General features: G+C 41.1%; 11 protein-coding genes and 1 pseudogene. 7 read left to right on the top strand and 5 right to left on the bottom strand.

The window, feature by feature from the left end:
• Window positions 1-100: 100 nt before the first annotated feature.
• On the top strand, window positions 101-958 hold the full coding sequence (gene fabD / locus PL11201_RS12890) for an ACP S-malonyltransferase (protein ID WP_079679196.1): 858 nt from the start codon (window positions 101-103) through the stop codon (window positions 956-958).
• A gap of 159 nt (window positions 959-1117) precedes the next feature.
• Window positions 1118-1921: an alpha/beta fold hydrolase gene (locus tag PL11201_RS12885; protein ID WP_079679194.1), complete on the top strand. Its 804-nt coding sequence runs from the start codon at window positions 1118-1120 to the stop codon at window positions 1919-1921.
• Window positions 1922-1940: 19 nt separating this feature from the next.
• Here PL11201_RS12885 and proX read toward each other — a convergent pair whose 3' ends face one another.
• From proX to PL11201_RS12860, 4 genes are all read right to left on the bottom strand, one after another.
• Window positions 1941-3884, bottom strand: a complete 1944-nt coding sequence (proX, locus tag PL11201_RS27080) for a glycine betaine/L-proline ABC transporter substrate-binding protein ProX (RefSeq protein WP_234996682.1) — start codon at window positions 3882-3884, stop codon at window positions 1941-1943.
• The gene (locus tag PL11201_RS12870) at window positions 3881-5131 is read right to left on the bottom strand and encodes a quaternary amine ABC transporter ATP-binding protein (protein WP_079679192.1); all 1251 of its coding nucleotides are present in this window, start codon (window positions 5129-5131) and stop codon (window positions 3881-3883) included. The genes proX and PL11201_RS12870 overlap by 4 nt, the downstream gene beginning before the upstream one ends.
• Before the next feature lie 66 nt (window positions 5132-5197).
• Window positions 5198-5455 carry a hypothetical protein gene (locus tag PL11201_RS12865; protein WP_144017743.1) on the bottom strand — a complete coding sequence of 86 codons (258 nt, stop codon included), beginning with the start codon at window positions 5453-5455 and terminating at the stop codon, window positions 5198-5200.
• Between the two features lie 193 nt (window positions 5456-5648).
• Window positions 5649-7235, bottom strand: coding sequence for a mechanosensitive ion channel family protein (locus PL11201_RS12860; protein ID WP_079679191.1), 1587 nt, complete (start codon window positions 7233-7235; stop codon window positions 5649-5651).
• Window positions 7236-7540: 305 nt separating this feature from the next.
• On the opposite strand from PL11201_RS12860, the pseudogene PL11201_RS12855 reads away from it, so the two are divergent.
• The 5 genes and pseudogenes from PL11201_RS12855 to PL11201_RS12840 form a co-directional block, all read left to right on the top strand.
• A pseudogene (locus PL11201_RS12855) lies at window positions 7541-7693 on the top strand (IS701 family transposase); the annotation flags it as partial.
• Window positions 7694-8219: 526 nt separating this feature from the next.
• Window positions 8220-10274, top strand: a complete 2055-nt coding sequence (locus PL11201_RS12850) for an NAD(P)H-quinone oxidoreductase subunit 5 (protein WP_079679187.1) — start codon at window positions 8220-8222, stop codon at window positions 10272-10274.
• Window positions 10275-10423: 149 nt separating this feature from the next.
• Window positions 10424-12010 carry an NAD(P)H-quinone oxidoreductase subunit 4 gene (locus PL11201_RS12845; RefSeq protein WP_079679186.1) on the top strand — a complete coding sequence of 529 codons (1587 nt, stop codon included), beginning with the start codon at window positions 10424-10426 and terminating at the stop codon, window positions 12008-12010.
• Window positions 12011-12149: 139 nt separating this feature from the next.
• Complete coding sequence (locus tag PL11201_RS27345; RefSeq protein ID WP_255377643.1) at window positions 12150-12281, top strand: hypothetical protein; 132 nt, start codon at window positions 12150-12152, stop codon at window positions 12279-12281.
• A gap of 1 nt (window position 12282) precedes the next feature.
• On the top strand, window positions 12283-12516 hold the full coding sequence (locus tag PL11201_RS12840; RefSeq protein WP_200816762.1) for a DUF5615 family PIN-like protein: 234 nt from the start codon (window positions 12283-12285) through the stop codon (window positions 12514-12516).
• A gap of 297 nt (window positions 12517-12813) precedes the next feature.
• Here PL11201_RS12840 and PL11201_RS12835 read toward each other — a convergent pair whose 3' ends face one another.
• Window positions 12814-13935, bottom strand: coding sequence for a ligand-gated ion channel (locus PL11201_RS12835; protein WP_234996681.1), 1122 nt, complete (start codon window positions 13933-13935; stop codon window positions 12814-12816).
• Between the last annotated feature and the right edge of the window lie 52 nt (window positions 13936-13987).

Below are 13987 nucleotides of genomic sequence, written 5' to 3'. Positions count from 1 at the left end.
GGGGGGGGGGGGGGGGCGGGGGGGGCAGGGGAGGCAGGGGGAGCGTCCTCAATTAACCATTAACCATTGACAATTGACAATTGACAATTAACTAATAAAAATGACAACAACAGCATGGATTTTTCCGGGTCAGGGTTCACAAAAAATTGGCATGGGATCGAATTTATTTGAACAGTCTGAACATCAAGAACGATTAAAATTAGCTGAAAAAATTCTGGGTTGGTCTGTTCCTGAAATTTGTCAACATCCCGAAGATAAAATATCTCAAACTTTATATACTCAACCTAGTTTATATGTCCTTGAAAGCCTACTAGTTGATCAGTTAAAACAACAAGGACAATCTCCCGATTATGTCGCGGGTCATAGCTTGGGGGAATATGTGGCTTTGTATGCGGCGGGAGTCTTTGATTTTGAAACGGGTTTAAAATTAGTTCAATGTCGCGCTGAATTAATGAGTAGTGCGGCGGGGGGACAAATGGCAGCGTTAATTGGGTTTGATCGAGAACAACTGGATCAACAAATTCAACAAACCCCCAATATTGTTCTGGCAAATGATAATAGTACCGCCCAGGTGGTAATTTCTGGAACCCCAGAAGCGGTTGATCAAGTCTTAGCTAATATTAAAGTCAAACGGGCGGTAAAATTAAACGTTTCCGGTGCATTTCACTCCCCCTTAATGCAGGAATCTGCCACACAATTTCAACAGATTTTAGACGGAATTTCCTTTAATAATGCCCAAATTCCGGTTATATCCAATGTTGATCCCACACCGACCACCGATGCAACGCTATTAAAACAACGCCTCACCCAACAAATGACGGGTTCTGTGCGATGGCGAGAAATTTGTTTACAATTATCAACATTAGGGGTGGCACAAGTTGTAGAAATTGGCCCTGGAAACGTCCTCACGGGTTTAATGAAACGGACTTGTCCCGAAATTCTGTTACAAAATATCTAGCAACCGTTGTTGCCGTTGTTGCGCTTCAGCGCAATCTTAACAGCCTTAGCAGCAACAAAGAAAGACAATATACTAAGGTTTGTTGTTACACTTGAGCACCTCTAAGATGGCGCTGAAGCGCAACAACGGGGAATATTAACCAGACTCACCTAAAATACCTTGAATTTTCTTAAACCCACTGCCCCCAGACCCGATTTGCCCCTATTCCTATTTTTCCCTGGAATGGATGGAACAGGTCAACTATTCACAGTTCAAATTCCTCGGTTAATGGATGGGTTTGAAATTCGTTGTTTAACCATTCCCCAAACCGATCAATCGGACTGGGAAACCTTAGTTAAAAAAACCATAGATTTAATTGAAATAGAACGTAAAACCAACCCCAAACGGGAAATTTATTTATGTGGAGAATCCTTTGGGGGATGTTTAGCTTTATTAGTGGCAATTTTTGCCCCCCATTGGTTTAGTCGTTTAATTTTAGTTAATCCCGCATCATCGATTAAACAACAACCTTGGTTACAATGGGGTTCCTATTTAACCCAATGGGTTCCCGATTGGTTTTATCCCAGTTCTGTTGTCGTTTTATTGCCTTTTTTAGCCGCTTTAGGACGGATTGAAGCCTCAGAACGTCAAGCTTTATTAATGGCAATGAAGTCCATTCCTCAAAAAACTTCAGTTTGGCGATTAGAATTATTACGATTATTTCAACCCACTGAATCCGAGCTAAATCGAGTTAATATTCCGGTTTTAGTGATTGCCAGTGGTGCGGATAGATTATTACCTTCGGTATTAGAAGCTCGATTTTTAACCCAAACTTTACCTAATTCTCAAATGGTGGTTTTACCCGATAGCGGTCATGCCTGTTTATTAGAAAGAGATACTGATTTATACACACTAATTCAGGCTTATTGTGTTTCGGAGGAAAGCGATCGCATCGGTTCAATATCAGAGGTAACCGCTCTTTGAACACTACAGAATAGAGATCTCAAGAGTTATTGGTCTTTCCTATAGCTTGAGTAATCCGGTCAAGCAGGATTGCCAACAAAACAATTGCGAGTCCTCCCACTGCCGCCATCCCCACATCCAAACGCCCCATTCCTTGTAATACCGTTAAACCCAGTCCCGGAACTGCAATCATCGAAGCAATTACCGACATTCCCAAAGCAAACAACACCGTTTGATTCACTCCCGCCAGAATCGTTGGTATGGCTAGAGGAATTTGCACTTCCCACAGAATTTGTCCGGGGGTTGAACCAAAAGCATAGGCCGCCTCCACCACTTCGGTTGAGACTTGTCGAATGCCCAAATTCGTGAAGCGAATTAAGGGGGGAAGGGCGTAGATAATTGTAGCAATTACCCCCGGAACTTCTCCAATCCCAAAGAGCATGACGACGGGAACCAGATAGACAAAAGTGGGCAGGGTTTGCATGGCATCGAGCAGGGGTCTAAAGGCTTGCTCAAAGCGATCGCTCCGCGCACAGGCTACACCCAAGGGAATGCCGACTATGATACAAAATATAACCGCCGTAACCACTAGGGCAAGGGAAACCATCGCGGCTTCCCACAGCCCAACAAAACCAATTAACGTTAGGGCAAGCAGGCTATAAATGCCCAAACCTTTTCCGGCAATTTTCCAGGTCATCAAGCTAATTAAAAGTAGAGAAATCAGAGGGGGAATAGCCAACAATAAACCGCGAACTTCTGTTAGTAACCAATTAATAGGAATACGAAAAGATTGGAAAAAGGGACGAAAGTTGTCTACCAGGAAATTAATGCCGCCTGTAATCCACTTATCTAGTGGAATGGTGTAAAGCCCGAAGGGATTTAGTAAGATATTCAGTCCTTCTAAACTTTTGTTAGTAGTATTGTTTATTATACTTGAGGGTTTTTCCCCTAGCTGGTTGCTGGTCTGATTGATTTGGGCTAACCACCCATCAAAAAGGTCTTGATTTTGCCTCACCCATTCTTCCGCATGACGACGAATATCTTGGGGTTTATCTTCACCCTTTTTAATCCGATAGCTTTCCTGAATCATATCTTCATAAGGAATCTTAACCCGTTCCAAGAAATGTTTAACCGATGGATGGGCGGCTAAAAATTTCCGGTTAGCAATCACTCGATATTTACCCAGAACCATCCCCAGATTTTTCCCATTTACAGATGTATCTTTAGCGGTAAGATTTCCAATATTAGAGGTGGTAAAAGGAACTTCTAACCAAATAACATCTTGATCGACCTTCAGCACCTGACCGAGCCAGAAAGGACTATAAACATAGGAAAAAAACGGTTTTCCTTGTTTGTAACGAGTTAAGGCATCGGCAATTAAGGCAGTATAATTTCCCTGATTGATTTCCACCGTATCCCGCAGTTTGTAAGCATCCATTTGATGTTCTATTTCTAACTCACAACTCCAACCGGGATCACAACCAACCAGATCGGCTTTGCCATCTCCATCGCTATCAAATAGCTGGGCAATTTTTGGATCTTGAAATTGTTGTAAGTTAGTAATTCCATATTTGTCGGCAGTCTTTTTATCAATCTGATAGCCCTGTATCAGAGGAAAAAGTAGACCGACTTTCTCCAACTTTTTTTCACCGCCAGCATTTTGATAAAATTCATTATGTCCGGGGTCTCCAAAGACGGGAGCAATATCTAAATCACCATTAGCGACGGCGGTATACAAGGCTGGATATGCCACCGCTACCAGTGGTGCTGTTTTGTAACCGAGTCTCTCCAAGCCGATATTAACAATCTCAGTTTGAAACCGATCCTCAATCCAATCGCTTGTCCCTGAACGAACAGTTACTGTTTTTCCAGACAAAGCAGAATCAGTTGTTGTTTGGGCGCGGGAGGAAAAACTGATTAAACCGATCAGAAATAGAGTGGCCAGAACTAGCAAAGTTGATTGTTTCAGGCGTTTTTTAATCATAGATTTTCTCCTGCAATATTGATGCTGAGGGGTTCTTTTTGGGGGTCAAAAACTTCGCCAAACCGACTAAGACTAGCAAGGACATCTGCCTGTTCTAAAACTCCCTGAAACTTTCCGGTTTCATCAACCACAACTAGGCTTGGTTCGTTGCGGTAAAGGTGAAAAATATCTTCTAAAGGAGCGGTTGCTTTCACCTGGGAAAAGTTGGTTTGTATCAATTGATTGGTAATGTCTTTAAGGTCTTGCTGAATTTCCAGATCAAGCTGTTGTGGATCAATAAAACCTATCGGTTCTTGGTCAGGATTGAGTATATAAATTCGCTGGAGGTTTTGGTTTTGTATCTGTTGGAGTTTGACTTGATCTAAATCTTGACCGAGAATTAGACAAATAGTTGGACGGGCAATCGTGCCAGCTTTGAGGATTTGCCCTCGATTAACATCTTGAATAAAATCACGGATATAGTCATTAGTCGGTTGATTTAACAGTTCTTTTGGTGTCCCCAGTTGAACAATCACCCCCTCTTTCATCACCGCAATCCGATCGCCTAATTTTAAGGCTTCGGGAGTGTCGTGAGTAATAAAAACTATGGTTTTATTCAACTCTTTCTGAAGTCGTAATAATTCATTCTGCATCTCTCTACGAGTTAAGGGATCGAGGGCACTAAACGGTTCATCCATCAGCAAAATCTCGGCATCCGTTGCCAAAGCACGAGCCAGCCCCACCCTTTGCTGCATTCCCCCACTCAGAGCCGAGGGTCGATAGTCTGCCCATGGAGCCAGCCCAACCACTTCCAAGGTCGCCAACGCTTTTCTCCGACGTTGGGTTTTACTCATTCCCAGTAACTTTAGCCCGTATTCTACGTTATTCACGACAGTTCGATGGGGAAATAACCCAAAATGCTGAAATACCATCGATACTTTAGTGAGGCGAATTTGACGAATTCGTTTTTCATCTATATAAGCAATATCCTCATCATCAATATAAATGTGTCCCCTGGTTGGGGCAATCAAACGATTAATACAACGAATCAGAGTCGATTTACCAGAACCGGACAAACCCATCACCACAAAAATTTCGCCGGGGTTAATGGTCAAAGATACATCGGCAATACCGAGAACCTGACCTGTGGCCTGTAAGATAGCTTCTCGGCTGGCTCCCTGGGAAAACAACTTCAGGGCAGCACCACAATTCTCTCCATAGATCTTGATCAGATGTTCGATACGAATTTTGGGTTTAGGATCACTCATGCTTTTTTGATCAAAAAAATAAAGGCTTTTGGGTTGAACCAGTGCAAATTATTGATTTTTTATTCTTTATAAATTGCCTTTTAGTTGATCAAAAAGCTGATCGGGAATGGCGTGTTCTTTTGAATAAACAAAGTTATATTTTTGTTCTAGGGTCTGCCAATCTATAGAAGTGTCTGAAATAATTTCTTGAGTAAATATTTCCAACGCTTTACCTGATAAACCTTTCTCGAAACATTTTTTCATCAGCAAACGGCTTTCATATAGCCCCAGGGCGGGTACTTCCACGAGTCCAATTGTCGGAGCCTTTTTTGAGGGTGATTTCATAACAATATCCTGGCTACTTGTTAATAAATTTGGGACAAAATTACCGAGGTGGGATACTATTTTGGGTTAGCTAATGCCAATCTTTGTGATCTTTATGCAGGACTAGATTAGTGATTGTAGTTCCTGCGAATAATCATACTACAAAATTGATCGCTATATTTTAAGATTTATAACACCCCCCAATCATGCTAAATTAGTCTTCACTACTTTCAGGGTGAGCCGGAAGTAGAATTCCTTCCTTTAACAAGGTATCCATAAAATTCTTTCGCAAAATCCGCTGAATCTGAAGATGTTTTCCGGGCTTAACTTTGGTTAATGTTCGTAACAATAAGTTAGACTCGCTCAGATTTTCTACGCCATCAATTTGTGTGGGTTCCAGTATATCTGTAGAATTGGCTTTTAACTGTTGTCCTACCTCCTCAATGACTTGATAAATATAAGCTAAATTAGAATCATAAGGGACGCTAACATCTACTACGGCAAAAACATATTGTTTGGAGTAATTGGTAATGGAACCCATATCGCCATTGCGAATAATTTGTAATTGACCATTGGGATGTCGGATGCGGGTTGTTCTGAGTTCAATGGCTTCAACAATCCCTTCTACTGTTGTTTCTTCAGCTTTTCTCAACTCAACATAATCACCCACTAAATAGTAGTTTTCAAACAGAATAAAAAACCCACTGACGATATCGTTAATTAGGGTCTGGGCTCCTAAACCGATAGCAATACCGACAATCCCCGCACCCGCTAATATGGGAGTGGGATTAATATCAAGGGTATAAAGAATGAAAATTCCAACGGTGAAATATATTAAATATTGCAATAAACTCCGAAACAACGGAATCAATGTTAAGCGTCTACTTCTTTGGATGTCTGTCAAATTCTGCTCTTTAAATACCACTTCTTCAATCAATAAGTGAACAACTTCAAATAACACCTGACTCAAGAAGATTAGGGCAATAATTTTAATAATTCGTAGACCAAAAGTAGAAAGTTGGGCGATTAATTGGATCTGTTGTGTTACTAATGTGGCGATGCAAACATAGATGACAAATTCCAGACACCGTTTTAATAAAGGTATGAGGTGTTGCAGACGAGCATAAAATCGCAACAGGTTATCCGAGTTAGAGTATTTGAGGGTGAGAACATCTAGGGTATCGACAATGGCGGCGGCGGCTTTTAAAACCAGTAATCCGACTGCTATAATCAGATAGATCCGTAGTGCGATATAGAGATATTCAGAAACGATGGCGGGTAATTTGAGAAATTGAGTACAGGAAATGATTACCCACAGCCATATTCCGCCTCGGATTCTTTGATAAAGGGCGGTAAAAAAAGCATCAATACTTTCATCATCGGCGGTGCTTCTTTCGATGTTTTTGGCACGAGTGCTGGCTATTTTTAGCCAATATTTCAGCAGTTTAAGAGCGATTAATGCTACAACAACAGCACCAATACTTTGACCAATACCGATTCCGAGGTTAATCCAAAATTCTGGGGGAATACGGCTAATTAAATCGAGTGTATATTGTTGAATATTTTCACCTTGATAGAGTAAAAAACCATTCACCCCGACAATCAAAATACACAGCACTAAGCCAACTAATACCAACAATCTTGTGATGTTTTGGCGCAGGGTTTTGATTCGGGAATCGTTGCTTTTAAAGAGGGAAAATTTAATTAAAAGTTGGGATGAATTTCTAACCAGACCAATCAAGAATAGAAAAACAATGATTACTAGGCTAACTTCAGCCAAGATAATTAATAGGTTGCTCATTTTATTGTAAGAGTCAAAAGTTTAATAGACTATTTACTGATAACTGCTAACTGATAACTGTTAAGTAAGGGCGGGTTTAGTCAGATCTTTGTTGATTAATAAAATTTTGATGAACCCGCCCCTACAAACTGATAACTATATTAACTAAATATCTTGAGCGATCTGAAAACCAACGTGTTGATAGAAATAATGAATGTTTTCTCAAAATAAAGTCCGAAAATCGGGCTTTATCCCTCTTTTGTTATTCTCCAAGTATAATAATATAGAAGAATCAAAAGATCAAACTCTACAAGATAGGTGGGGTAATGGATGTAGAATTACAAATCCTGAAGCATTTGGCGAGAGAGGCTCAGCCAACAGTTGCCATCATAGATGAATATTGTGCCGAGTATAAAGACTTATTTCAAGAAGCCAGAAATTATGAATGCTTCAAATATTTACACTTAGGAATAATTTCAAGGTCACAATTTATTTCCTTTTGTGATAACTGAGATTTTTTATTGTTTAGCGATCATGTCATCAACAACTAGACATTGCAAGTTTTCAACTCATTGATGATTCCTTGATATTCTTGAATTTTTTGCCGGGTTTTATCGTTGTTTTTTTATTGATAATTAAGGAGATGGGGGAACATCACCCTTAATTATCCGATTGTTAGCGTTGCTAGTTTGAGGGTTTTGAAATAATATTTAACAATTTTCTAAAGGAATTTTTTCAAGCAGTAGTCAGGGTTGCTCAAATGTCATCTCATCTGTGTTAATTCTTAGTGGAGCAGAAAAGATACAAAGAAATTGACATTGGCTACGAGCCTAGAACCAGGGGGATTTGTGTATGATACAATCCCCCGAACGTAGTCCTAAATTTACGGTTTCGGTGACTTCCTAAGAAAGATTTCAGGAATTTTTACTCATAAGGTTCATACTCTATGTCAAAATTATCAACAGTTTTGGCAAGTTCATTAAGAACTATAAAGTTGACATAGTTATGGAACCTCTCTATCAATACGCCTGGTTAATTCCCGTGTTGCCCCTATTAGGTGCAACCCTGGTTGGAATTGGGCTGATTTCCTTCAACACCGCCACTAACAATTTGAGACAAGTTTGTTCAACCTTCCTCGTCTCAACCTTAGGGGCATCCATGGTCTTATCTTTTGCCCTGCTTTGGAGTCAACTCAGCGGTCATGCTCCCTACACCTATATTATTGACTGGGCAGCGGCCGGAGACTTTAGACTAACGATGGGTTATACCATTGACCATCTAGCGGTCGTGATGCTGGCTATTGTGGCTACCGTCGCCTTCCTGGTCATGATCTACACCGATGGTTATATGGCCCATGACCCCGGATATGTACGCTTTTATGCCTATCTGAGTTTATTTAGTTCTTCCATGTTAGGGCTAGTAATTTGCCCAAACTTAATTCAGGTTTATATTTTCTGGGAACTGGTGGGGATGTGTTCCTACCTGTTAATTGGGTTCTGGTACGATCGCAAACCCGCAGCCGATGCTTGCCAGAAGGCCTTTGTCACCAACCGGGTTGGTGACTTCGGTTTACTCTTAGGAATATTAGGCATCTATTGGGCTACCAATACCTTTGATTTTGACTTAATGGGGGAACGCTTGGAACAAGCGGTAGAAACGGGTTCCCTGAGTGTGATTTTAGCCACTTTATTAGGAGTATTAGTTTTTCTGGGCCCGGTGGCTAAGTCGGCCCAATTCCCCCTGCACGTTTGGCTTCCCGATGCCATGGAAGGCCCAACCCCAATTTCTGCTTTAATTCACGCCGCCACGATGGTGGCCGCCGGAGTGTTTTTAGTGGCTCGGATGTACCCTGTATTTGAAGGGTTGCCGATAGTGATGAATATTATTGCCTTTACCGGATGTTTTACGGCATTCTTGGGGGCCACTATCGCCCTCACCCAAAATGACATTAAAAAAGGACTGGCCTATTCGACAATTTCCCAATTGGGTTACATGGTGATGGCCATGGGAGTTGGAGCTTACAGTGCCGGACTATTCCACCTGATGACCCACGCCTATTTTAAAGCCATGTTATTCCTGTGTTCGGGTTCGGTGATTCACGGGATGGAAGCTGTGGTCGGCCATGAACCAGTTTTGGCCCAGGATATGCGTCTGATGGGCGGGTTACGCAAATATATGCCCGTGACCTCCGCCTGTTTCCTGGTGGGAACTTTAGCGATTTGCGGTATTCCGCCCTTTGCGGGTTTTTGGTCAAAGGATGAAATTCTCAGTAATGCCTTTGCCGCCAACCCGATATTATGGTTAGTCGGCTGGTTAACGGCCGGAATGACTGCCTTTTATATGTTCCGAATGTATTTCATGACCTTTGAAGGCAAATTCCGAGGGAATGACACCACCATTCAACAAAATCTGTTAACGGAAGCTAATGGCCCTCAATTTGCCTTTGGCCCTGGGGCGATGAATCCCGAGGAACTCGAAGACGATCATGATCACGGCCATAGCCACGATCCCCATGAATCCCCGATTACGATGATTTTACCGTTAATGGTTTTAGCGGTTCCTTCGGTATTTATTGGGTTAGTGGGGACTCCGTTTAATAATATTTTTGAACTGTTTATTCACGCCCCCGGGGAAAGTTTGAAACAGGTTCAAGAACATTTGGCGGAATTTGAATTGACGGAATTTTTGATTATGGCAGGAAGTTCCGTTGGTATTGCTTTAATTGGAATTAGTGTCGCCTATTTAATGTATTTGGCGGGTAAAATTGACCCCGTGGCGATCGCTACAAAATACCCAGCCCTTTACAATTTTTCTAAGAACAAATGGTATCTGGATGATATTAACGAGGTGCTATTTGTTCGGGGAAGTCGTCGATTAGCACGACAAGTGATGGAAGTAGACTATCGGGTTGTCGATGGCGCCGTTAACCTCACCGGGTTAGTCACCTTAGTCACCGGAGAAGGCTTAAAATACCTCGAAAATGGTCGCGCCCAATTCTACGCCCTGATTGTATTTGTAGCCGTTCTCGGCTTCGTAGTCTTCTCAGGAATTACTGGGTAAATTCATCAGTTATCATTTGTAGGGGCGGGTTCATCAAGATTTATATAATTAACAAATATCTAATGGAACCCGCCCGTACCAGTTGACAGTGGTTAGACGTGCTAACTGATTGTAGCTTAATTTTAATTCCTTCATTTAGTGCTTGATCTATGGAACATTTTCCTTGGCTAACAATTACCATCTTATTTCCAGTTATCGCGGCATTATTCATTCCAATTATTCCCGATAAAGATGGAAAAACGGTGAGATGGTACGCTTTAATTGTGGGGCTGATCAATTTTGCTATTCTGATTTATGGTTTTAATACGGGATACGATTTTCAGACCCCAGGGTTACAACTGGTAGAAAAATATGCTTGGGTTCCCCAAATAGACTTAAATTGGTCGGTGGGAGCCGATGGGTTATCCATGCCCTTAATTATTTTGACCGGATTTATCACCACTTTAGCGACTTTAGCCGCTTGGCCGGTCACCCTCAAACCCAAATTATTCTATTTTCTGATGTTATTAATGTACGGCGGACAGATTGCTGTCTTTGCGGTACAGGATATGTTGCTGTTCTTTTTAGTTTGGGAATTGGAATTAGTTCCAGTTTACCTAATTCTATCAATTTGGGGTGGGAAAAAACGCCTCTATGCTGCTACAAAATTTATTCTTTATACAGCAGGAGGTTCTCTTTTTATCCTGGTCGGGGCTTTAGCCATGGCCTTCTTTGGGGATACGGTCACTTTTGATATGCAGGCGATCGCTTCTAAACACTATCCCCTGAATTTACAACTGTTATTATATGGTGGGTTTCTCATTGCCTATGGAGTGAAATTACCGATTTTCCCCCTGCATACTTGGCTTCCCGATGCCCATGGAGAAGCCACTGCCCCCGCCCATATGTTACTCGCAGGCATTCTGTTAAAAATGGGGGGATATGCCTTACTAAGAATGAACGTCGGAATGTTACCCGATGCCCATGCGACTTTTGCCCCGATTTTAGTAATTTTGGGGGTGGTAAATATTGTCTATGCCGCCTTTACCTCCTTTGCCCAAAGAAACCTCAAGCGCAAAATCGCCTATTCCTCAATTTCCCATATGGGGTTTGTATTAATTGGGATGGCATCCTTCACCGATATTGGTATGAGTGGGGCGATGTTACAAATGGTTTCCCACGGGTTAATTGGGGCAAGTTTATTCTTTTTAGTCGGCTGTACCTACGACCGCACCCATACCTTGATGTTGGATGAAATGGGTGGGGTTGGCGTCAAGATGAAAAAGGTCTTCGCCATGTGGACAGCTTGCAGTATGGCTTCCCTAGCCTTACCTGGAATGAGTGGATTTGTGGCTGAATTAATGGTGTTTATTGGGTTTGCCACTAGCGATGCCTATAACCCAACTTTTAAAGTCATTGTGATTTTATTAGCCGCCATTGGAGTGGTTTTAACTCCAATTTATCTGCTGTCGATGTTGCGTGAAATTCTCTACGGCCCCGAGAATAAAGAGTTAGTTAAAAACGAAAAACTGGTGGATGCCGAACCCCGGGAAGTGTTCATCATTGCCTGTTTATTGGTGCCGATTATTGGGATTGGATTATATCCCAAAATATTAACCCAGGTCTATGATTCTACCACCACACAGTTAACAGCATTAATGCGGCATTCCGTTCCGACTTTAGCGCAAAAAACGCCAGAAGTTAAACCGAGTAGATGGAAATTCCTGTCTGTGACCGCGCCTAAAATTGGCAATTAGTTAATTATCAAATATTAGTGATTCGCTGAAACCTGATTTCTTGAAGAAATTGGGTTTCTTTTTATTGCTTATTATTGAGACGGGTGAAAGATGATGGAGTTAGTTTAATTATAAGCGATCGCACCCAATCCCGGTAAAAATGGTTAAACTAGAAAATAAATCTCTATCTGAGGGATTAATATTAACTAATGGATTTCCAACTGTTAGTAGAGAACAAATTATTGCCTTGCTAGAAGAAGCTAAAAAACAACTGTTCAGCAGGGTAGCCTAATATGAAGATTCTCTTGGATGAGTGTATAGATCGTAGGTTGGCTAGAGAATTTGTTGGTTATGAGGTCAAAACAGTTCCCCAAATGGGATGGTCAGGAATTAAAAATGGTCAACTCCTTGGTTTAGCAGAGACAGAGTTTGATGTTTTTATTACCGTTGATCGTAACTTGTCATTTCAGCAAAATTTGCCACAGTTCAATATTGCTAATGAAGAACTAGCTATACTTAGAGATTGAATATCAAAAGCATAAAACAGAACTTTATCCTCACCAAGAGCAATCCTTATTAAAACTGCATGACTTAGCAGTTAAAGGTGAATTAAACCCAAAACGTAGTCAAGGGAGAAAGTCAGCTTTTCTGTTAATTGGTGTTGGATGTGGTAAAACAGTAATTCTACAATCTGCACCTTATATTTTAGGTCAGCGTCATAGAATAAATGATTGAATTTGTAACTAATCTGGAATAAAATCAAACTAACAGAAAAAAAGGGTTGGGTTAAACTTCGAGAAACCCAACCGACAGAATCCTTGATTTTAAAATAGCAAAAATAGAATCATTCCCCCCGATAAAATCACGATATTTGCGATTAAAAACCATCGGTCAAGTTTCTTGACTCGGACAATGGATTCGGGATGTTCACTTTTGATCCAATCTGCGGTAATAATAGTTTCTAAAATCCCGGCAATAATTAAAACATAGACTAAGGCATAGATTTTATCTAATAAAACCAAATACCCAACATCAGGTAAAGCATCGGAATAGGACTGTTGCAGAAATACAATCGTTAATAAAGCGGTGACGGGAAGAATAATTCGAGAGTCAATATAGATGGGATAAAGTAATAAGGAACCCCAACTAGAAAACAAAACTACAAATAACGGGAGTAATAATTTCCAGGTAAAGAAACTCAGGGGACGGGAAATGTGCATTTCAAACCGCAGGGTAGAATAAATCGAGTTATTTTTTCCTTCGTCTAAATCACCAAAATTAGAGGGATAGGGATGGGATAAAGTCTTAATTGCAGAATTTCTAATTTTCCATCCGGGAACAGTTAAATCGGCGGCATAACCGGATTCTTTTGTATCTGCGACATAGACTAACTGATTTAATGGATAAACGGCATTTTCAATTGTTACCCCTAACCGTTGTTCATCTAGGGGATAACGGGAAAATTCAAAGGGTTCTCGAAATCGACTTTCTACCCGCATAATTTGATATAAACTGCCATCTTTGAGTTTTTTGGGTTCGGGATAGGCGGGCTCGATGATTCTTCCCCAGTCTTCAACACCGTTCATAAATTCTAAGTTAGCAATGGGGTCAATTTTGCCTTTCCAACGTAACCATAAATAGAAATCCATATAATAAGTATTGCTCGAAGCATTCAGTTCATAAATATTTTGAGCAAAAACCCCAACGGTGACTTTTTGGGCGGTGGCGGGAATTTCGGTTAGGGGTTGATAAACGGATGAGTTTTTGGGCGGGGTCGGGGTACGGAAATGTTTCCCGATCTGTAAAATCAAGATTAGGGCAACAATACCCAAAGCGGGGAATAGAAATTTACGACTATTTTTTTTAAGGTCAATCCAGTGGGATAGAATGGGTGATGGCATAATATTTCTGACGGTTTGAGTCGTTTTGAGGGGTGAATCGCCCATACAGCAAGTGTTGGCTAAAGTTTATCCCAAACAAATGACTCGGTTGTTGAAA

The sequence above is a fragment of the Planktothrix sp. PCC 11201 genome (assembly GCF_900009135.1).
Lineage (GTDB): Bacteria > Cyanobacteriota > Cyanobacteriia > Cyanobacteriales > Microcoleaceae > Planktothrix.
This window is presented reverse-complemented; position numbering and strand designations above follow the sequence as displayed.